At 43.4% G+C, this 21,705-nt stretch carries 17 protein-coding genes; 13 read left to right on the top strand and 4 right to left on the bottom strand.

All coding sequences use genetic code 11. From position 1 onward, the window contains the following. Position 1 precedes the first annotated feature (1 nt). Together ACYVGZ_RS00210 and ydiJ are read right to left on the bottom strand one after the other, a co-directional pair. Complete coding sequence (locus ACYVGZ_RS00210) at positions 2–745, bottom strand: spermidine synthase (RefSeq protein ID WP_460749502.1); 744 nt, start codon at positions 743–745, stop codon at positions 2–4. Between the two features lie 86 nt (positions 746–831). Next, positions 832–3,912 carry a D-2-hydroxyglutarate dehydrogenase YdiJ gene (gene ydiJ, locus ACYVGZ_RS00205; RefSeq protein ID WP_460749499.1) on the bottom strand — a complete coding sequence of 1,027 codons (3,081 nt, stop codon included), beginning with the start codon at positions 3,910–3,912 and terminating at the stop codon, positions 832–834. A gap of 168 nt (positions 3,913–4,080) precedes the next feature. On the opposite strand from ydiJ, the gene ACYVGZ_RS00200 reads away from it, so the two are divergent. From ACYVGZ_RS00200 to ACYVGZ_RS00155, 10 genes are all read left to right on the top strand, one after another. Then, positions 4,081–5,019 (top strand): 1-aminocyclopropane-1-carboxylate deaminase/D-cysteine desulfhydrase, encoded by a 939-nt coding sequence (locus tag ACYVGZ_RS00200; RefSeq protein ID WP_460749496.1) that lies wholly within the window; start codon positions 4,081–4,083, stop codon positions 5,017–5,019. Between the two features lie 133 nt (positions 5,020–5,152). Further along, positions 5,153–6,034: an NAD(+) kinase gene (locus ACYVGZ_RS00195; RefSeq protein ID WP_460749493.1), complete on the top strand. Its 882-nt coding sequence runs from the start codon at positions 5,153–5,155 to the stop codon at positions 6,032–6,034. A 29-nt stretch (positions 6,035–6,063) separates the two neighbouring features. After that, entirely contained in the window at positions 6,064–6,927 is an 864-nt protein-coding gene (locus ACYVGZ_RS00190) for a rhomboid family intramembrane serine protease (protein ID WP_460749490.1), read from the top strand. Between the two features lie 21 nt (positions 6,928–6,948). Then, positions 6,949–7,227: a YeaC family protein gene (locus tag ACYVGZ_RS00185; RefSeq protein ID WP_460749487.1), complete on the top strand. Its 279-nt coding sequence runs from the start codon at positions 6,949–6,951 to the stop codon at positions 7,225–7,227. Continuing rightward, a complete protein-coding gene (locus ACYVGZ_RS00180; RefSeq protein WP_460749485.1) occupies positions 7,227–8,060 on the top strand; it encodes a DUF2797 domain-containing protein in 834 nt (277 codons plus the stop codon). Before ACYVGZ_RS00185 ends, ACYVGZ_RS00180 begins: the two co-directional genes overlap by 1 nt. A gap of 3 nt (positions 8,061–8,063) precedes the next feature. Beyond that, positions 8,064–10,697, top strand: a complete 2,634-nt coding sequence (pepN, locus tag ACYVGZ_RS00175; RefSeq protein ID WP_460749482.1) for an aminopeptidase N — start codon at positions 8,064–8,066, stop codon at positions 10,695–10,697. Positions 10,698–10,805: 108 nt separating this feature from the next. Continuing rightward, a complete protein-coding gene (locus ACYVGZ_RS00170; RefSeq protein ID WP_460749479.1) occupies positions 10,806–12,494 on the top strand; it encodes a hypothetical protein in 1,689 nt (562 codons plus the stop codon). A gap of 104 nt (positions 12,495–12,598) precedes the next feature. Next, positions 12,599–16,333, top strand: coding sequence for a methionine synthase (gene metH, locus ACYVGZ_RS00165; RefSeq protein ID WP_460749476.1), 3,735 nt, complete (start codon positions 12,599–12,601; stop codon positions 16,331–16,333). Positions 16,334–16,349: 16 nt separating this feature from the next. After that, positions 16,350–16,958, top strand: coding sequence for a cob(I)yrinic acid a,c-diamide adenosyltransferase (cobO, locus tag ACYVGZ_RS00160; protein ID WP_460749474.1), 609 nt, complete (start codon positions 16,350–16,352; stop codon positions 16,956–16,958). Positions 16,959–17,063: 105 nt separating this feature from the next. Next, positions 17,064–17,414, top strand: a complete 351-nt coding sequence (locus ACYVGZ_RS00155) for a RidA family protein (RefSeq protein ID WP_460749471.1) — start codon at positions 17,064–17,066, stop codon at positions 17,412–17,414. A 32-nt stretch (positions 17,415–17,446) separates the two neighbouring features. Here ACYVGZ_RS00155 and ACYVGZ_RS00150 read toward each other — a convergent pair whose 3' ends face one another. Next, positions 17,447–17,938, bottom strand: coding sequence for a cyclic nucleotide-binding domain-containing protein (locus ACYVGZ_RS00150; RefSeq protein ID WP_460749468.1), 492 nt, complete (start codon positions 17,936–17,938; stop codon positions 17,447–17,449). A gap of 243 nt (positions 17,939–18,181) precedes the next feature. Between ACYVGZ_RS00150 and ACYVGZ_RS00145 the strand changes: the two genes are divergently transcribed. Next, complete coding sequence (locus ACYVGZ_RS00145; RefSeq protein WP_460749466.1) at positions 18,182–19,768, top strand: ABC-F family ATPase; 1,587 nt, start codon at positions 18,182–18,184, stop codon at positions 19,766–19,768. A 29-nt stretch (positions 19,769–19,797) separates the two neighbouring features. Here the strand turns inward: ACYVGZ_RS00145 and ACYVGZ_RS00140 are convergent, their stop codons facing one another. Continuing rightward, on the bottom strand, positions 19,798–20,631 hold the full coding sequence (locus ACYVGZ_RS00140) for an MOSC domain-containing protein (protein WP_460749463.1): 834 nt from the start codon (positions 20,629–20,631) through the stop codon (positions 19,798–19,800). 120 nt (positions 20,632–20,751) lie between these two features. On the opposite strand from ACYVGZ_RS00140, the gene ACYVGZ_RS00135 reads away from it, so the two are divergent. Both ACYVGZ_RS00135 and ACYVGZ_RS00130 read left to right on the top strand, forming a co-directional pair. Next, positions 20,752–21,222, top strand: coding sequence for a DUF6942 family protein (locus tag ACYVGZ_RS00135; RefSeq protein ID WP_460749460.1), 471 nt, complete (start codon positions 20,752–20,754; stop codon positions 21,220–21,222). Further along, positions 21,223–21,660, top strand: coding sequence for a tellurite resistance TerB family protein (locus ACYVGZ_RS00130; protein WP_460749458.1), 438 nt, complete (start codon positions 21,223–21,225; stop codon positions 21,658–21,660). Positions 21,661–21,705 lie beyond the last annotated feature (45 nt).

The raw sequence follows: 21,705 nt of genomic DNA, 5'->3' as shown, positions 1-21,705 counted from the left end.
ATTAGCTAATACTTTGTAATCGGCTTAGCCATTTAGTAAAAGAAAACTCGTATTGGTTCGAGAGCTTTTGAGCCCGGGTTTTAAGCTCTTTTGCCGTTTCTTGAATACTCATATTACTAGCAAATATTACCCAATTGCCGCTGCCTGTATCTAGAGCAAAAATATTCTGAAAACGTCTGTTAAGGTTCTCATGTAGCTGGATGTTATCCTTATTATCTATCCAGCAGTTCAGTATCAGCCAGCCATGTTGTTTGAGGTTTTGACTGCAGTTATGAATAAAGTCCTCTGACAGGACATTCTCATCCATTCCAATGCTGTCATAGATATCTACCATTAAAAAGTCGACTTTCTTAATACTTGGATTGGCAATGAATTGTACCGCATTGGCCTGATGATAATTTACACGCTTAGACATCGGCAATTTAAAATAGTCTTTGGCAGTCTCTAAAACAATGGGTCTAAGTTCCACTGCATCAATATGTATTTTGGGTATGTAATGCCATAAAGCATGGATAAGAGCGCCTCCACCTAAGCCTAGAATCGCAACGCGTTTTGGTTGACTGTAAAGCAAAGGTATTAGCATGGCTTGGGTGTATTCGTGTTGCAATAAATGGGGGGCCTTAGTTTTTAACCTGCTTTGTTCGTCTCCATCTGCAAACGACAGTACGCGGTATTGGCCGTCATCAAAAAGCCGTATTTCGCCAAATTCATCCTCAGCCCTATGCAGTAAAGAGTGGTTTTCCATATGATCCTATTAAGGTAATTGTTTCATTGTAAAGTGCCCACCATAAGGTGGGCATCATTCACTTGCTAAGTGAGTTTCTTGCTTCGTTAATGCTTGAGCTGTGATTGCTTTAAGTGTTTAAGTAATATCTGGGCTGGGTGGGGGATTTTGACATCGTCAAAACGCTTTACCTGGCTACGACAAGAATAGCCTGTCGCAACCAATTTACCTGTTAGGTCAGGCTCATTGACTTTCTCTTGCCAAGATAGCTCATAAATACTTTTCGATGTGTCTTGATTGGCAACCTCATGGCCATATGTGCCCGCCATGCCACAACAACCCACATTTTCTACTTTTAACGTCAAGCCAAGGGCTTCATATACCTGCTGCCATTGTTTAATAGAAGCGGCAGCGTTGGTTTTTTCAGTACAGTGTGTCAATAAGTGATACGGCGTCTTCGAATGGCAATGCAAAGGCTGCTTACTTAGGTAGTCTGTTTTTTGTACTAGCCATTCCTGCATCAGTTGTATGTTTGGGACCTGGCGACTTTGCCCAAACGTTTTGCTGTATTCAGAGCGGTAGGTCAGGGTCATTGACGGGTCAATACCTATAAAGGGTAATCCATAAAAAGACAGACTCTGTAACATATCCAAATTCTTTCTGGCCGTTTTCTGGAATGAGCGCATAAAACCATGTACATGGAGTGGTTTGCCGTTTGGCATGTATGGCGCTATATAAGCTTGAAAGCCCAGGCGGCTTAACATTTCCATGGTATCTAATACCAGCTCGGTTTCGAAATAACTGGTAAAGGCATCCTGTACTAGGATAACAGCGCGTTTTCTATCTTTAGGGCTCAAACTTTCAATGGCTAGTGGAGTGGCAAGACGTATACCTCTTTTTGCCATTTCGCGTTTTAAGTTATAGGGACTGAACCTTGGGTTGTCTGCAAGCCCTAAATACTTGTAACTTAGGAACTTCATAACGCGACGTTCAACGAGCCAGTTATATGGTCGAGCAGAAAGTGATAGGGTCGGTAGGAAAAACTCCAGTGAGCCAATAAGGTAATCTTTTACTGGTCGTAGGTAGCGGCTGTAGTATAGCTCTAAGAACTTGGCACGAAACTCGGGTACATCCACCTTAATTGGGCACTGACCAACACAAGACTTACAGGCCAAACAGCCGATCATGGCATCGTGTACTTCATGGGAGAAATCATATTCACCACGTCGTTTAGCAAGAGTGTTTTTAAGTCTTGGTAAAATACTCAACAAGCCATTCTGTTGCCTGATCTTGTTAGTCTCTTGTTCAGTGTTGACACCCTGTTGGCTCATGCCACGAAGCCACTCGCGCATTAATGAGGCGCGACCTTTTGGGGAGTGGCGTCTGTCTCTAGTGCCTTTCCAAGAAGGGCACATAGCATCATTAGGGTCAAAGTTGTAACAGGCACCATTGCCATTACAATACATGCCTTCTTTGAACTGATCACGATTGGTCAAAGGGATCTGTCTGTCATATTGCCCACGCAGTGGAACGGCATCGATCTTTAAGAGTTGTGAGTCATGTTCATAGGGGGTGGCAATTTTGCCAGGATTGAGCTGGTTGCGAGGATCAAAAGCCGCTTTAACTTGCTGAATGAAAGGATAAAGCTCACCGAAAAATTTTGGTGCGTATTCTGAGCGAACCCCTTTGCCATGCTCTCCCCATAGTAAGCCGTTATACTTTTGTGTTAGTGCAACCACTTTGTCAGTAATGGCGCGAATCATTGGCTCTTGGGTGTCGTCTTTAAGGTCTAAGGCTGGGCGTACATGTAACACCCCCGCGTCTACGTGGCCAAACATGCCATAGGCAACCTCATAAGAATCAAGTACCTCACGAAACTCCATAATAAAATCGGCAAGGTTTTCGGGAGGGACGGCGGTGTCTTCAACAAATGGAATGGGGCGCTTTTCACCTTTGGCGTTACCTAATAGGCCAACGGACTTCTTACGCATAGCCCATATTTTATTCACGTTTTCATGGCCCAAGGCAATAGTATAACCAAGAGCACTGGTATCTTTGGTGTCGGCTAACTGGTCAAGTCGATCCGTTAATACACGAATCTTTTGGCGCACTTCTTCTTCACTATCACCCGTATATTCGACTAGGTTAATGCCTTGAATATCTTCATTAGGAGTGGCAGGGAAAAAGTCAGCAACGGATTGCCAAATAATATCATTCTTAGCCAGGTTTAAGACTTTAGAGTCAACGGTTTCAATGGACGTAGGTTCTGCTAAAAGCAGCTCTTTAGCATGACGTAAAGAGCCTTCAAAGCTGTCATAACGAATGTTTACCAGTGCAGCAAATGTTGGAATGGTTAACAAATTTACCTTGGCTTCAACAATAAAGCCTAAAGTGCCTTCAGAGCCGCATAACACTGCATTGAGGTCAAAACGCTTGTCTTCGGTTCTTAGGTGGGCAAGATCATAACCTGTTAAACAACGGTTTAAGGGTGGAAAGGTGCTGGCAATAGTGTCTTGTTGAGTTTGTTGAATGTGATCTAATGTTTTGTAGATCTCAGCACTGCGGCTGTCTGCTTGTTTGGCCAGCTCCAGTTCATCATCAAGTAATGGTTTGGACTGCAGCACTGTGCCATCTAATAAAACGGTTTCTAGCTCTAAAACATGGTCACGAGTTTTCCCGTACATGACAGAACCTTGGCCACTAGCGTCTGTGTTAATCATGCCGCCAATGGTGGCGCGATTACTGGTGGATAGTTCTGGAGCAAAAAATAATCCATGGGGTTTGATGGCTTTATTAAGTTGATCTTTAACCACCCCTGTTTGCACTCTGGCCCAGCCTTCTTGTGCATTTATTTCAAGCACTTTATTCATATGTCGCGAGAGGTCCACGACAAGACCATCTGTTAAAGATTGGCCATTCGTTCCTGTACCACCACCTCTTGGGCTAAGCACAATGTCGTGAAACTCCTCAAGGTTGCTAAGCTTAGTGATGTGCTGGATATCTTGGGTGGATTTAGGGTATAGAATGCCTTGTGGCAGTACTTGATAAATTGAGTTGTCAGTAGAAAGAACCACTCGGTTTGCGTAGTCATGGCTAATATCGCCACTAAAACCTGTGGCTTTAAGTCGTTCTAAGAATGTTAAATATTTTGACTGGGTAAGTGAGACTTCAGCAAGCCTTGGTATCATCTTTTTGCTCCACAACAAATAAGAGCAGCATATAGTAGCAAAAAGTAAGCTCTAATAGATGGGCTATCAATAAGAAATTAATTAGCTTGGTCATTAAAAAAATTCATTTAAGACTAGGGTGTTGAATGAATGTTAGAATTCAGTTCTTTTAACAATTATAGAGATTTGATGAGTTTATTGACGAACGTTGTTTTGCCTTCAACCTTGGTAGGTGATAACTCTGCTGGCTACGAATTGTATGTCTACCATGGTGAGCGAGAGCATCCGTGTGCACCAGGAAACAAATGGCATAAGTTGCAGCATCATCTGAAGGCTGCGCAACAGCAGGGCGCTAAGACGTTGGCAACGTTTGGAGGCCCGTACTCCAATCATTTGCATGCTTTTGGTCACCCTCAAGTGGCGCCTGGTTTTAAGAAGGTAGCGATAGTTAGAGGGGAATTACAACCTCAACTCACTCCAATGTTGACCGATCTCGCCAAACATAATGTTGAGTTGTGGCCGTCAACTCGTAAAGACTATGCCTTAGGTATGAATTCGCAAAGGGTTAATGACATTAACCAAGTCAATGCCAATGTTTATTGGATACCAGAAGGTGGCGGTGGGCCATTAGGCGCATTAGGGTGTGTCGACTGGGCCAATGACATTTTGTCGAACGCACCTCAATTTGATACATGGGTCCTGGCGGCAGGAACGGGAACGACTGCTGCAGGTTTGCTCGCTCATAAAGTGACGCCAGAAATTCAAGTGTTCAGTGCATTAAAAGGTATGGCACAACAAAGAAATGAGATCCTAGAGCTGGCGATGAGCCTGTCTAGCTCTGATGTGGTGAGCCAAACCTTAGATCAAAAATTCGTCTTTAATACTGATAGTCATTTTGGCGGCTACGCAAAATACCCTAAAGAGTTGGCGGACTTTTTATTTGATGTAAATCTAGCTAATCCAAACCTGCATCTTGATCCGGTCTATACAGCAAAAGCATTACATGGGGTGATGGCGCGAATGAAAAGGCAAACATGGCCCTATCGCAAAACACTCTTTATACATACCGGTGGTCTACAGGGGTGGCGAGGAGTGAGAGAGGCTCAAAATCCCTATAGAAATATTTAAGCCATGCAAAGGTATTGAGCTAACAAGGGGGGATAACTTCCAAAACTTGAAAGCTTCGTGATAAAGTTCGCACATTATTATTTTTTCTGCCGTGGCAGATGATGACCACTATTCGACAAATAGAGAATATTTAATGAGTCTTTTTTCTCGCGTTGGGATTATTGCCCGCTTGGATAAACCGCAAATCTTAGACACTGTAAAAAAGTTAATGGAATATTTGCAGGAAAAAGGCGCCGTGGCAGTGCTAGAGTCGGACCTAGCAACCATGATGCCAGGTGTGAAAGTAGAATCTGCTCCTGTAAAAGAGTTAGGTGATTACTGTGATCTTGCCATTGTGGTGGGTGGCGATGGAAGTTTCTTAGGCGCTGCTCGAGCTATTTCAGGTTACGATATCCCAGTACTTGGTGTTAACCGCGGTACGTTAGGTTTCTTAACGGACATTTCCCCAAACGCGTTAAAAGAAGAGCTTGATCCCATTTTTGCTGGCGAATATCACGAAGAAAAGCGTTTTATGATTCAGGCTAAAGTGAAGCGCCAAAATCAGGCCCGTGGTGAAGGTATTGCCTTAAATGATTTAGTGCTTCACCCAGGAAAATCGGCTCGAATGATACAGTTTGATTTGTTCATAGATGACCAATTCGTCATGAGCCAAAAATCGGATGGTTTGATTGTCGCAACCCCAACGGGTTCCACTGCTTACGCTTTATCTGCTGGTGGTCCAATAATGTTACCTAAGCTTGACGCTATTGTTTTGGTTCCCATGCACCCCCATACCTTAAGTAATCGCCCAATTGTGATCGACGCCAGTGCAAAAATTCGCATTGTCGTTTGTGACTCCAACTTAACTTATCCAAGTGTCAGTTGTGACGGCCAATTGAATATTACTGCCGCTCCAGGTGATGAAATTCACATCACGAAAAAAACAGGTGGCATACGCCTTATCCACCCTAAAAACCATGATTTCTACGATGTATGTCGTGATAAATTAGGTTGGCAATCCGGTTTTGGTTCATAATGTATTTTTCATAAGGTAGCGGCTTCACCATGATATTGATTTATCGTTTCCAAGCGAACGAAGATCCTGCTTCCTTGGCTAAGCGCCTTTGGGAAGAGAAAATCCCACACCAAATTGTTTCTGATCAAGAAGGTGAAGCCTTATGGCTCAATCGCGCCAGTGATCTTGATTATGTGCAAAGCTTGATCCGCCAATGGCATGATCCAGCTTTCATTGTGGATGAAGTCATTAGGCCAAAATCAAATTTACAAGGCCAATCCATTGCTTGGTTTATTGCGCATACCCCTTTGACCTGTCTTATCCTCGCTGTTACCGCCATCGTGGCCTTTATCACACAACTGGGTGAAAATTTAGATGTGATTGGTTATTTGTCGATAGTGCCTTTTGATATTTACGGTAACCGAATTCATTTTCAGACTCTTTCTCAAGTGGTGTCTGATGGCCAGTGGTGGCGATTCCTTACCCCCAGTTTTTTGCATTTTAGTGTTTTGCATTTGATCTTTAACTTGCTTTGGGTTTGGGAGTTGGGTCGGAAGATCGAATTGCTGGTGGGAAAACTAGGCTGGTTGTTGGGCTTTTTGACCATTGGGGTTGCTAGTAATTTAATGCAGTTTAGCTGGGAAGGTTACCCTCTGTTTGGTGGTTTGTCTGGTGTGGTTTATGGTCTAGTGGGCTTCGCTTGGCTCATGCCTATGCTCTTGGCAAAGTGGCCAAGGCTGATTAGCAAACCTTTAATGGCATTTTTTACGATTTGGCTATTAGTCGGTTATAGCCCGATTCCTGAATCCATTGGCCTTGGAAACATTGCCAACACGGCCCATTTAATTGGCTTGGTGAGCGGTTGTATGCTGTCTGTACTGTATTTTTTATTTATGAAGTTGCGAACTCGCTAAGTCGTGGTAAAGAGAGAAAATATGAACTTTAAAGAAATGATCGACAATATGTCACCCGAAGTCTATGAGAGTTTGAAACTGGCGGTTGAATTGGGTAAGTGGCCTAATGGCGTACGATTAACTCAAGAGCAGCAAGAGCTCTGCTTACAAGCTGTTATTACTTACGATTATCAATTTAAATCTGAGCAGGAACGGGTCGGTTTTATTGACACCCAAGTGCATACTGGATGTGACAGTAAAACGGACACCGCTGAGCATGAAACGATAAAATGGATTGATAACAGCAAGGGGCAAAATTAATGTCATTAATGGGTGACATACGCAAAATGACCGCCAGTGCAGAGCAGGGAAAAGTTTCCTATCAGCTGTCGCTAGGTGATGACAGCATTAATATGAATGATCAAATTGGCAAAAAAATTGGTCTCAACTTTACAGGCGTCATTCATTGTACTCACTGTCATAAAGTGACTAAGAAATCCTTCGCCCAAGGTCATTGCTTTAACTGTTTTAGAAAACTGGCCTCTTGCGATACTTGTATTATGAGCCCAGAAAAGTGTCATTACCATTTGGGTACTTGCCGTCAGCCAGATTGGGCTGAACAGTTCTGCATGCAAAGTCATTATGTTTATCTGGCCAATTCCTCAGCTTTAAAAGTTGGTATAACCCGTGGTGATCAACTGCCTACTCGATGGCTTGATCAAGGAGCAACTCAAGGAAGAGCCATTTTTAAGGTAACGAATCGACGTATGTCTGGTTTGGTTGAAACCTTATTTAAAGAGCATGTGGCAGATAAAACCAATTGGCGAAACATGCTCAAAGGCTTGGGCGGTCCAATGGATTTGGAAGTAGAACAAGAACGTCTGATCGATCGCGTTTATGAGGGGTTAGATGCGTTGCAAGCTGAGTTTGGTATTCAGTCCATCGTTGATTTATCTGATTGTAATGAAACACATCAATTTGAATACCCGGTTTTAGAGTATCCAACCAAGGTTACTAGCATTAATGCAGAGAAAACCCCCATGATTGAAGGGTGTCTGATGGGAATAAAAGGCCAGTATCTGATTCTTGATACGGGCGTGATTAACCTGCGTAAGTACACCGGCTATCAAGCAAATTTCATGCTTCAGGAATAAATTATGAAAGACAGTCAACCAGCACCAATATATCTTAAAGATTATCAAGTACCAGCTTATCTAATTGATAAAACAGAACTAACATTTGATTTAGATGAAGCGGTCACAGTGGTCACCTCCAGGCTGCATATGAGGCGTAATCCTGAAGCTGGTACGTCAACACAGCCATTAGTGTTGTCTGGTGGCCCTGATATGAAATTAGTAGCCGTCGCTATGGACGACTATCAATTACCTCAAGAAGAATATCAGCTAGTAGATAATGAGCTTATTATTACCGCTACTGCGGACGCCTTTATATTAACTTGTGAAACCTTGATTGAGCCCCAAAACAATACTCGCTTGGAAGGCCTGTATCGCTCATCGTCAATGTTTTGCACGCAATGTGAAGCAGAAGGTTTTCGTCACATTACCTATTACCTAGATCGTCCTGATGTAATGTCCGTATTCACCACTAAAATCATTGCTGATAGCAACCGATACCCCATTTTGTTATCGAATGGTAATGAGATAGAACGTGGTGAAACAGAAGAGGGTAAAAGCTATGTTGTCTGGCACGACCCATTTCCAAAACCTGCCTATTTGTTTGCACTAGTTGCGGGTGATTTGAGCGTGCTCAATGATACTTTCACAACCATGTCGGGTCGTGAGGTAAAGCTACAAATATTCACTGAAGCTCATAACATTGACAAAGTAGATTACGCCATGGGGGCGCTTAAGCGTTCCATGAAATGGGATGAAGAAAAGTATGGTCGTGAATATGACCTTGATATATTCATGATTGTCGCTGTTGATGACTTCAACATGGGGGCAATGGAAAACAAAGGGCTAAATATCTTTAACTCTTCTTGTTTATTGGCGAGCCCAAAAGTCACCACAGACGATGCCTATTTGCGAGTTGAAGCTGTGGTGGCGCATGAATACTTTCATAACTGGTCGGGTAATCGAGTCACCTGTCGTGACTGGTTTCAATTAAGCTTAAAAGAAGGTTTTACCGTATTTAGGGATCAGACTTTTTCTGCTGACATGCACTCTGACACGGTGAAACGAGTTGAGGATGTGTCCTTCTTGCGTACCGCTCAATTTGCGGAAGATGCAGGGCCAATGGCTCATCCTGTGCGCCCGGCTTCATTTATTGAAATTTCTAACTTTTACACTTTAACCATTTATGAAAAGGGCTCAGAAATTGTCCGCATGATTCACACCTTATTAGGTGACGAATTATTCCGTAAAGGGTCTGATCTGTATTTTGAGCGACATGATGGACAAGCTGTAACCTGTGATGATTTTGTCGCTGCAATGCAAGATGCTTCAGGCATAGACTTGAGTCAATTTGCTCGTTGGTACGCCCAAGCTGGTACGCCTCAAGTTCGTGTTGAAGATGACTATGACGAAAAATCAAAACGCTATCAGCTGACCTTGTCTCAAACAACGCCAGCGACGCCAAATCAACCAACCAAACTGCCATTGCACATTCCGGTTAAAGTTGGGCTGTTGGCCGAGAATGGCTCTGAACTAAGTGCTGACTATCAAGGAAAACAAACCACGCAACATGTTTTAGAGCTGACGGAAGCAGATCAAGTATTTACTTTTGAAAATGTCTCTAGTAAGCCAGTACCTTCTTTATTAAGAGGCTTCTCTGCTCCAGTTAAGTTGCATTACGACTACAGCCCAGAGCAACTGTTGTTGATGCTGTCGTCTGATTCAGACGGTTTTAACCGCTGGAATGCTGCCCAGCAACTGGCTGTGAATGAACTGAACCTACTGATCGAACAGGTTAAACAGGGGGAGCAGCTGAACAGTGACTCCCAACTTATTGAGGGTTTCAGAAAACTGCTTAATGACGAAAGCTTAGACCCAGCCATGGTTGCCCTGATACTTGCGTTACCAAGCCAAGCCTACTTATCTGAAATTGCTCTCGAAATCGACCCACATGCTATAAAACACGCTCGAAATCACCTTATGCTCACCATTGGCACCGCCTTGCAAGAACCCTTTGCCAAGGTATATCAAGCCAACCAACGCAGTGGTGCTTATCAAGCGACAGCAGAAAATATCGCCTTACGTAGTTTGAAAAATACCGCTTTATCCTATTGGGCATTAACCAAGAGTGAGCTAGCAACGCAGGCATTAGTGAAGCAATATCATGATGCCGATAACATGACGGATCAGTTTGCTGCTTTGTCCATTGCCGTTAAAGCGCAACTGTCAGTGGCGGATGATCTTTTGGAATCTTTTTATCAGCAGTGGCAAAATGAGCCATTGGTGGTAAATAAGTGGCTGATGCTTAAGGCCAGCCAAGAGAAAGATCAGCAGTTAGAGACGGTCCAAGCCTTAATGGAACACCCAGCCTTTGACATTAAAAACCCAAATAAGCTGCGCTCCGTTTTAGGTGGCTTTGCGCAAAGTGTAAATGGTTTCCACCAGCTAGATGGTTCTGGTTATGGTTTCTTAGCAGATCAGATCATTTTATTAGATAAGCGTAATCCGCAGATTGCTTCTCGTTTATGTACACCACTGACTCGCTGGCGAAAAATGCGTCCGGATTTGAGTGAAAAAATGAAACAGCAATTGGAAAGGGTGATGGAAGGGCCTTTATCGACAGATGTCTTTGAGGTTGTTTCTAAAAGTCTGGCTTAGTGTTTGATCAAAGTCTGAGAGGCTGTAGCTTCTCAGACTTTGCATTATCTTACTAAATCTGTCATAAATACTTACAAATTAAAATGTTAAGTTGGGGTGGCGTTGAAAATGAACAAGAGCAAGGCTTTACTTATTCCTTTTACCCTTGGGCTTTTGACAACGGCCTGTTCCACAACCAACCAACAGACTCAGAATACAGTACTTGGAGAAGCTCAAGCTAATGAGTCCCAAGCCTCTGCCCAAGACTCCTCTCAGCCAACTCAAGATGAACACAGGCTAGCGTCCCAGGCCGCAAAGATCACAGAGCTAGAACAAGCCTTGCTGGAAAACAATCAGGAATTGGCCTCTTTGCATAAAGCGCTTGATGAAAAAGATCAAATTATCTATTCCATGCAGCAGCAAGAAGCCAATGCTGAATTACTGAATCAACTTACCATTGAGAAGCAACTTCGTAGTGAGCTTGAAGAAAAGTACTCAGCGCTTAAGCTTGAGAATACTAAACTCAAAGATGAAATTGCACGTTTAGAGCAAACCAGTCAACTGACTCAGAATCGTCAAGCCGATATGGATTCTGCTGAGCAAGACAGCGTCATTAACCGTGAATTTTTGCAGTTAAATGATAGTTTCCAGCGCTTAGATTCTGCCCACTTCGTGCTCAATAAGAAGTATCAGTCGTTACTAGGGGAAAATGCACGTTTGCAAGATCAATATGATGCCCTTAAAACCGAAAACACTGAAAATGAGCGCACCATTCGTGATTTAAAGGCGGAGAATTTACGCCTTGGCGGGGCGCTATCAGATGTACGTGCCCAGCATCAGGTGTTATGGGACAAGATTCAAGCGTTTAACCAACAAGGCTTGCAAACAACCCAATCACAGCCAAACACAGAGCAAACGGTTGCCAATACTACTCCTGTTGTAAACGATCAGGATCAGCGAGACTTGATTGCGGCCCTTGATAGTAAAAACACAGAATTAGAATCACAAGTTGAAGGTTTATCGGCAAGATTGGCCTTTATGAAAGAGCAGCAGAAAATTCGAAATCAAGAAGTGCAAAGTATTCAGCAAGAATTTGCCCGAATGCAACAAGACTTTCTCGATAAACAAGAAGTGTATGAGATTGAACTGACCGCTTTGAATGCTAAAAGAGAGCTGCTCGAAGAAGAAAACAAAGCAACTCGTGCGCAACTGGAGCAGGCCACTGACGATCTACTGGCTACCCAAACCAAGTTGCAAGCAATGACCGCTCACTTATCAGAAGTGGAAAGCGCCTTAGCGCAACTGCAAAAAATTAATAAAGACCAAGAAAATGAGGCCATTTCAGTCAGAGCTCAAATGGCGGGCTTTCAAGGTCAGCTTAATACCGAAATAAAAGAAGTTGTTTGGCAAGTGCCAAGTCAAATGTCTTTGAACGATACCTTCGAGGTGATCGTGACAGCAAGCTTGAACTCGCCTGTTGCGGGTCAAACTTACCAAGCACAACTTCTTACAGACAGCGACATAAACATGATCAGTGCTGAGCAAGTGGAATCCGTTGTGGACGAAGGGCGTTTGCAATGGCGCTGGCGTTTATCGGGGCTGAATGAAAAGCCCAATGCGCAAATGAACTTGTTTGTTGTTCAGAATATGTCTTACCAAGAGCAGTCCATTGCTAGATTGGTTTATCAAGATAAAAAAGCACTTACCCTAACCAACGATGACCTAGTGAGTAAATATGGCTATTGGATTGCGGCCATACTTGCAGGGTTACTTGGTGGTTTCTTAGTGGGTAGAGTGAATAAATCAAAGAACAGCTAGGAAGTTACTGAATCCTTCAACTTTGCATTACTAAATTTCAACACCATTGCGCGTGCTTTTCTGTATAGTTAGCCTGCATATTATTTTTTATGGTGGTGTTTCAAGTGGTAAAGTCAGATTCCTATTCGATTATTGAAAAACGCTTAGCAGAAAACGTGCTAATCCTAGACGGTGCAATGGGCACCATGATTCAAGCTTATAAACTTGAGGAAGAGGATTATCGGGGTGAACGTTTTGCTCAGTGGGAAAGCGATCTGAAAGGTAACAATGACCTTTTATCACTTACTCAACCCACCATAATCAAAGAAATCTATGCCAGTTATCTAGACGCTGGTGCGGATATCATAGAAACTAATACCTTTAACGCTAATGATATTTCTATGTTGGATTACAACATGGAGTCACTGTGCTATGAGTTGAACTTTGAGTCAGCTCGCCTAGCACGAGAGGCGGCGGATGAATTTACTCTAAAAAATCCTGATAAACCTCGCTTTGTTGCCGGTGCCATAGGGCCGACTAGTCGTACCTGTACGATTTCTCCAGATGTCAACGACCCCGGTTTTCGAAACATCCATTTTGATGAGTTAGTAAGCGCCTATACGGTTGCCATTGATGGCTTGATCAAAGGGGGCGTGGACCTGCTTTTAATAGAAACCATTTTTGATACCTTAAACGCTAAAGCCGCTATTTACGCTGTGCTGGACTATTTTGAAAAAACCGGCGTGCGTTATCCCATCATGATTTCCGGCACGATTACCGATGCCTCAGGTCGAACCTTATCAGGCCAAACAACCGAAGCTTTTTGGAACTCAGTCGCCCATGCTAAGCCGCTAACTATTGGTTTGAACTGTGCGCTTGGGCCTAAAGAGCTGCGTCAATATGTAGAAGAAATCTCTCGCATTGCAGATACTTATGTCTCTGCGCACCCTAATGCCGGTTTACCTAATGCCTTTGGTGAGTATGATGAGTCCCCAGAAGAAATGCTCGAAGAGATTAAAGGCTGGGTAGAGTCGGGCTTTATCAATGTGATTGGTGGTTGTTGTGGTACGGCTCCTGAGCATATCAAAGCGTTTGCTGATGCCTTTGCGGACTCCCAGCCGCGGGAAATTCCCGCGATCGAGAAAGCCTGTCGTTTGTCAGGGTTAGAGCCATTTAATATCGACGAAAGCAGTTTGTTTGTGAACGTGGGAGAAAGAACCAACGTGACCGGTTCTGCCATGTTTAAAAGGCTTATTAAAGAAGGGGATTTTGATACCGCTTTGGATGTGGCCAGACAACAAGTTGAGAATGGTGCTCAGATCATTGATATCAACATGGATGAGGGCATGCTGGACTCTCAAGCGGCTATGGAGCGCTTCTTAAAGTTGATTGCCTCAGAACCTGATATATCCCGTGTGCCTATCATGCTGGACTCTTCTAAGTGGGAGATTTTAGAAGCAGGGCTGAAATGGATTCAAGGTAAAGGCGTCGTGAATTCTATTTCCCTAAAAGAAGGGGAAGAAAAGTTTGTAGAGCAAGCTCGTAAGTTAATGAAATACGGTGCTGCTGTTATTGTTATGGCGTTTGATGAAGTGGGGCAAGCAGATACCCGAGAAAGAAAAATTGAGATATGTCGACGCTCTTATAACGTTTTGGTTAATAAAGTAGGCTTTGCGCCGGAAGACATTATTTTTGACCCTAACATTTTTGCCATTGCAACCGGTATTGAAGAGCACAACCGTTATGCTCTTGACTTTATCGAGGCAACAGGTGACATCACCCGTGAACTTCCTTACGCCAAAGTTTCAGGTGGTGTATCGAACGTTTCTTTTTCTTTTAGGGGCAATAACCCTGTTCGTGAGGCGATACATGCGGTGTTTTTATACCATGCTATCAAGCAAGGTATGACCATGGGTATCGTTAATGCCGGTCAGTTGGCATTGTATGAAGACATTCCGACGAAATTGCGAGATGCCGTTGAAGACGCGGTACTAAATAGAACAGCGGATGCCACTGATAACCTATTGGCCATTGCTGGCGAATTTGCGGGTACTGGTCAGGTTGCCGAAAAAGAGACTCAGGAGTGGCGTGGTTTACCGGTTGCTGAACGCCTAAGTCATGCCTTAGTGAAAGGTATTACAGAATTTATTGACGAAGATACTGAAGAAGCGCGTTTGGCTTTTGACCGTCCTTTGGAGGTGATTGAAGGGCCGCTAATGGATGGTATGGGCATAGTGGGTGACCTGTTTGGGTCAGGTAAGATGTTCTTGCCGCAAGTGGTGAAGTCGGCACGAGTAATGAAAAAGGCTGTAGCCTATTTGATGCCCTACATTGAAGAAGAAAAAGCCCGCAATATGGACACAGTCTCGTCTAGCAATGGCAAAATCATCATGGCGACGGTAAAAGGTGATGTCCATGATATTGGTAAAAATATTGTTGGGGTCGTTTTACAGTGTAATAACTTTGAAGTGGTTGACCTTGGTGTCATGGTGCCTGCTGAAACTATTTTGCGTACGGCCAAAGAAGAAGGTGCAGACATGATAGGCTTGTCTGGTTTGATTACACCGTCGTTAGATGAAATGGTTCATGTGGCAAAAGAAATGGAGCGACAAGGGTTTGATCTCCCTGTGCTAATTGGTGGCGCAACGACGTCCAAGGCCCATACCGCCGTTAAAATAGAACAAAACTACAAGCGTAATCAGGTGGTTCATGTTACAAATGCATCGCGAAGTGTTGGTGTTGCCAGCACCTTATTAAGTGACGATAAAGCAAAGCGCCAAGCTTTCATTGATGAAATTCAACTGGACTACGAAAAAACTCGCAAACGATACAAAGACAGAGCAAAAGCAGGCCGTCGAGTCTCTTTAGAAAAAGCTCGCGCAAACAAAACGCCGATTGATTTCAAAGATCAAATAAGCAAGCCAAACCAACTTGGTATCACCGTTCTACAAGATCAAGATATCGATTTTAAATGCGTTCGTAATTACATTGATTGGACGCCTTTCTTCCAAACTTGGGAGCTAGCCGGCGCTTACCCACGAATCTTAACCGATGACGTGGTAGGTGAAGAAGCAACACGAGTGTATGAAGATGCCCTTAAGATGCTGGACTATGTAATTGATAATGCGGTTCTTGATGCAAGAGCTGTTGTCGGTTTATTCCCTGCTAACCAGGTGAACCATGATGATATTGAGATTTATCGAGATGAAGACCGCGCTGAGGTAGTGGAAACTCTGTCTTTCTTGCGGATTCAAAATGAGTTGACTGCGCCAGGTAAATACAATCAAAGCTTGGCGGATTTTGTTGCACCGAAAGACTCAGGTGTAGCGGATTACATGGGGGCATTTGCTTGTGCTGCTGGCTTTGGAATTGACCATATAGTTGCTCAGTATGAAGCAGATCATGATGATTATAACTCCATTATGATTAAAGCAGTGGCTGACCGTTTAGCGGAGGCAACTGCAGAATACCTTCATGAGAGAGTCCGTAAAGACCTTTGGGGTTACGCCAGCGATGAGTCATTAACCAATGCCGAGCTTATAAAAGAAAAGTACGCTGGTATTCGTCCTGCGCCAGGTTACCCTGCCTGTCCAGATCATACTGAAAAGTCCAAATTATGGCAGTTGTTGGATGTGAAAGAGCGTATTGGTATGGAAATTACCGAGAGCTACGCCATGCTGCCCACAGCTGCTGTAAGTGGTTGGTATTTTGCGCACCCAGATGCCAACTATTTCGGTATTGGTAAAATTGGTCCAGACCAAGTAGATAGCTACGCAGAGCGTACCGGTATGACCAAGGACGAAGCAGAGCGCTGGCTAGCACCGAATCTCGGTTATGATCCAGAAGACGATCGTATCTAATCTGGGGGCTAACTAAATGGCGAAAGTGATAAAAGACCCCGAGCAGCATAAGGTGCGTATGCAAGCGATCAAAAAACATGTTGATCGCCGTATCGCTAAAGCACAAGAAGATCGTGGCACCATGGTGTTGCTAACGGGTAACGGCAAAGGCAAATCCAGTTCGGCTTTAGGCATGATTGCTCGGGCGCTTGGGCATGACTTAAAAGTAGGTGTTGTGCAATTCCTAAAGGGGGATTGGGATACAGGGGAAATTCGTTTCTTTCAGTCCCATCCCAATGTGACTTGGCACATCATGTCGTCAGGTTTTACCTGGGACACCCAAGATAGAACCCAAGATTTAGCGTCTTCTGAGCTGGCATGGGCTCAGGCAAAAGGTTTATTAACGAACTCTGACTATGACCTTGTTGTATTAGATGAGCTGACTTATCTGCTGCATTATGAGTACCTCAATGAGGACCAGGTTCTGACCACCTTGATGGAGCGTCCAGAAGGTCAGCACTTGGTGGTGACAGGGCGTGGGGCATCGGATGAGCTGATTGCGCTGGCTGATACAGTGAGTGAAGTAAAAGAAGTCAAACATGCTTTTAAGCAAGGGGTGAAAGCTCAGAAAGGACTGGAATTTTAACCGTTTTTGGTTTTATATGCTTTAAATTCATTTCATAATAGTGCTTAATGCTTTTTTAAGTTTGTTATTATTTTATCCAAATTAATCCCTAAAGAGGCAAAAGTAATGGCAATTGAGCGTTTAGAAGTGGGTCAGCGTATGAGTCGTATTGTTAAGCATAATGGCACCATTTATTTATGTGGTCAGGTTGCAGCAGACGCTAATGCAGGCATTGAAGAGCAAACAAGCACTATGCTGGCTAAAGTAGAAGCTTTGCTTGACCAAGCAGGTTCAGACAAAGAGCACATTTTATCAGCGACCATTTATGTGCGTGACATGAAAGACTTTTCCGCTATGAATGCCGTATGGGATGCTTGGGTGCCAGAAGGTTTTGCACCAGCGCGAGCTTGTGTTGAGGCTCGTATGGCAAGACCTGAGCTGTTAGTAGAAATTTCAGTGGTTGCTGCAGAAAAGTAACTCCACAAACAGCAAGAATAGCCACGTAATGGCTATTCTTGTTTGTCCAAAGAGCTGATTACCAAAGCGTTGCCAAGCGTTCTTACGGCTCTTGCCATCTCGCGTGATAAATTCAAAAGCAGTATGCCAAAATCAAATGAGAATTTGTCGTGGAAATCACTGAAGAGCCGACTATCTATTGCTAAAAGCAGGCTTTTTTCTTTAGCGATTGCATTGCCTACTCGGTCATGTAGCGCAATCATTGAAACAAACCCAATGGCTTCACCAAAATAAATGCTGCGCGTGTATGCTTGGTGGTTTTTGTGTTGCTTGTAATAGTCAATTTGGCTCTGCAACACAATAAAAAAATTGTCCCCTTTTTCGTTGTGTTGAAAGACCATGTCGTTTTCTTGTATTTCGATTAACTTACCTTGCGCTAAAAGAAATTCAATGGCTTCACTGGAAAGCGCGCCAAATACCGAGCCTTTCTTAAGATTGGTAAGGCTTAAGTCATAACCCTGTTTATCAGCTGTCATGGTGTTCATCTTGCCCTCCTGCTGCCTAAACAGCGTCAATCAATGAGCATTAGACATCTAAACACACGTTCTTATTACATTATTTTAGCTCTTTTGTGGATTTCAAGTGTGTTTATTGGTGTTTCTTTGTTGTGAAATGCAGACATTAAAGCTTCATGTCAGTTTTTTTTATGAGTATGAGATTTACCAAGAAAAAATATGAGATAATAAAGCTTAAATTTAATCACGCTTAATTATTGTTGGAAGTGTCCATTGTTAGTTACCGCAAACATCACCATGCAGTTTGGTGCCAAACCTCTTTTTGAAAATGTCTCTGTTAAATTTGCTGAAGGTAAGCGCTATGGCTTAATCGGTGCAAATGGGTGTGGTAAATCCACCTTTATGAAAATTCTAGGTGGTGACCTTGAGCCAAGTTCTGGCAATGTTTCTAAAGACCCTAACGAGCGCTTAGGTAAGCTAAAGCAAGACCAGTTTGCTTACGAAGAATACTCAGTGGTGGATACCGTCATCATGGGGCATACTGAACTGTGGGCAATCAAATCTGAAAAAGACGCTATTTATGCTCAGGCAGAAATGAGTGAAGCAGATGGCTTGCGAGCAGGGGATCTGGAAGCTGAGTTTGCAGAAATGGATGGCTACACGGCGGAGGCTCGTGCTGGGGAGTTGTTGCTAGGAGTAGGTATCCCAACCGAGCAGCATTACGGCCTTATGAGTGAGGTTGCACCAGGTTTAAAGCTTCGAGTATTGCTTGCTCAGGCCTTGTTTTCTGACCCTGATATTCTGTTGCTTGACGAGCCAACCAACAACTTGGATATCAATACAATCCGTTGGTTGGAAGGTGTGTTGGTAGAAAAGTCCTGCACCATGATTATCATTTCGCACGACCGTCACTTCCTTAATTCTGTTTGTACTAATATGGCAGACTTGGATTATGGTGAGTTGCGCTTGTTCTCTGGCAACTACGATGAGTATATGACTGCAGCGACTCAAGCTCGTGAACGTCTATTAGCTGATAATGCAAAGAAAAAAGCGCAAATTAATGAGCTTAAGTCGTTTGTGAGTCGATTCTCTGCAAACGCTTCTAAATCAAAACAAGCGACTTCTCGTGCTAAACAAATCGACAAAATACAGCTGGAAGAAGTAAAACCTTCTAGCCGTCAAAATCCTTTTATTCGTTTCGAGCAAGAGAAAAAACTGCACCGTTTGGCTTTGCAAATTGAAGACGTTGCTAAGTCTTATGATGAAGAATTGTTTAATGATTTAAACATGATGGTGGAAGTGGGTGAGCGGATTGCTGTCATAGGGCCTAACGGTATTGGTAAAACGACGCTGTTAAAATGTCTTGTAGGTGATACTGAGCTGACTAAAGGCGAAGTAAAATGGTCTGATAATGCGAATATTGGCTATTATGCTCAGGACCATGCTCATGAGTTCGAAAAAGACCAAGACCTTATTGAATGGATGGGGCAGTGGGGGCAAGAAGGAGACGACGAGCAGGTTATTCGTGGCACCTTAGGAAGACTGTTGTTCTCACAAAATGACATCAAAAAATCTGTTAAAGTGCTGTCTGGTGGTGAGCAAGGTAGAATGTTGTTTGGTAAGTTGATGCTGCAAAAGCCGAATGTACTTATTATGGATGAGCCAACAAACCACATGGATATGGAGTCTATTGAGTCTCTAAACTTAGCGCTTGATCACTACGCTGGAACCTTGATTTTCGTCAGTCACGATAGGGAGTTTGTTTCTTCTTTGGCAACACGTATCGTAGAGGTGACGCAAAATGGTATTGTGGACTTCCACGGTACTTACGATGAGTATCTAGCCAAGCAAGATAGCTAAAACAAAAGGGAGGCTTTGGCCTCCCTTTTTTATCGAATGTCTCGGTAGCTTTCAGGTGTTTTGTATTCCAGTATTTCAACTTCGTCTGTTAATTTAATAGAGCCTTCGTTAAGGGCGACAAGATTGACACCAAAAGTAATGCCTTTACCCGCTAATTTTCTAAATTTACCAAGGGTTTTAAGGGGTTCACCTTTCTTGCTTCTGCTAGCGTCGTTTGGGTTTAATGTGGTGAAAATGCAGCGTACGCAGGGGCTCACATTCTCAAATTTGACTTCACCGATCCGAATGATCTTCCAGCTGTCTTCGACAAACGCTTTTTCTCCAGAAACCACAATGTTGGCTCTAAATTGCGCCATTTGAATGGTTTCTGGGCAGCTTTGATTGAGTTCATCGAGTGATGCTTGGTTAGTGAGTAAGAATGGGTATCCGTCTGCAAAGGCAACAGGTTTATCGGGCTTTTTGCTGGTGAAGCGCTGTGCTTGTTCACCAAAGAAGAGTAGCTTAACCGGCAGATCGAGTAATTCGCTGAACCAGTTGTCTATGTCTTCATGACAGTGTTGTCCTGATACTGTGTCACCCCAGACCGTTCCGTCAATAGTATATTGGCTGAAGTCTGCAGGTGTAATCTGGCATTGGTTACTCATGTTTGGGTGAGTTAACTGCCACGTATCAGTGCCTATCATTTTAGTCTTAGTTAAGCTAAGTTGAGGGTGTTTTCTGGCTGTTACGGCTGTGCCGCTTTCGTCAATGAGCATAAAGCGCCTGTCATTGAGTAAGCCACTCAAGTTAACCTGGGCTTCATTAAGTGAAATGCCAGCAACTGATTTAATTGGGTAGATATGAAGTTCGCTAACTTGAGTCATATATTGGCTTCCATGTGTTGAGAGAATCTGGAGAGAGTCTTTTCATTAATTTACTTATTTTAAAGGGGGCTGGGCAGGATTTCCAAGGCTTCATTGGTTAATATGTCTTAAAGAGGAAATATGCTACTTGGTTGTTCTGTTCACGTTGCAAAATGCGTTTTTGTCTTGCCTACTGCGCCAGAGATTGGCGACTGCCTGGGCATGAGTAATGCAGACTTTGTAAAAGAAATTGAAGCTAGAAATGGTAATCATTGGCGTAAGATACTCACTATAATGGCGAAGTTGACTTGTGGGAGCGCGGATTGGCGTGAACATAAAGAAAACAATTTATTTAATAATGTTTGTATCTTATTTATCAATGATGCTGAGTTAATGCAGAAACTTAGTCTTAATGATCAGGTAATGACATTTTTTGTCGGAAAGCAGGTGCGCAGTGTTGTGCCTGTCCCTGAGCATGCAAGTGCCATATGTACGAGGCGTGATGCTTGGGCGACCCAAAATGCACTTTGGTGTCCTTATTTGGATTATCGGCAATTTCCTAATGCATTAATTGATTTAATAAAAAGCAAAATGGCTTTATCAGGAGTATAAATGCTTGAAGTGTTGAAAAAGCTGTTTGCCACAGAAGGGCAGACACAAGAGCAAATATTAAGCTATCAAGAAGCGGTTGCCGCTTTGTTAGTAGAAGTGATGATGGCGGATCATCAAATAGATGAAAATGAGTTGCTGCAAATTAAGCGGTTACTGAAAGAAGTGACTGAGCTAGGAGCAAATATAGACGCCCTTATAGAGAGCGCGAAGCAGGGCGTGGACGAGGCAAACGATCTATATCAATTTACCAAGGTAGTTAATGAGCAGGCGGATCACGAGCAGAAATTTCGCCTATTAAAAGGGCTCTGGTTGGTTGCTATGTCTGATGGGCATGTAGATTCCTATGAGGATCACAGAATTCGCCGTATTAGTGAGCTTTTGTTTATGCCTCATTCAGAGTTTATTCAGGCCAAGCTGGCTGCTCAGCAAGACCAATAAAAAAAGTGCGCTGTGTTAGCGCACCTTTCAAAAGACTGACTGGTC

It is taken from the genome of Marinomonas epiphytica, assembly GCF_054780655.1.
The sequence above is the reverse complement of the archived record's forward strand: the minus strand, read 5'-3'. Positions and strand labels throughout refer to the sequence as shown.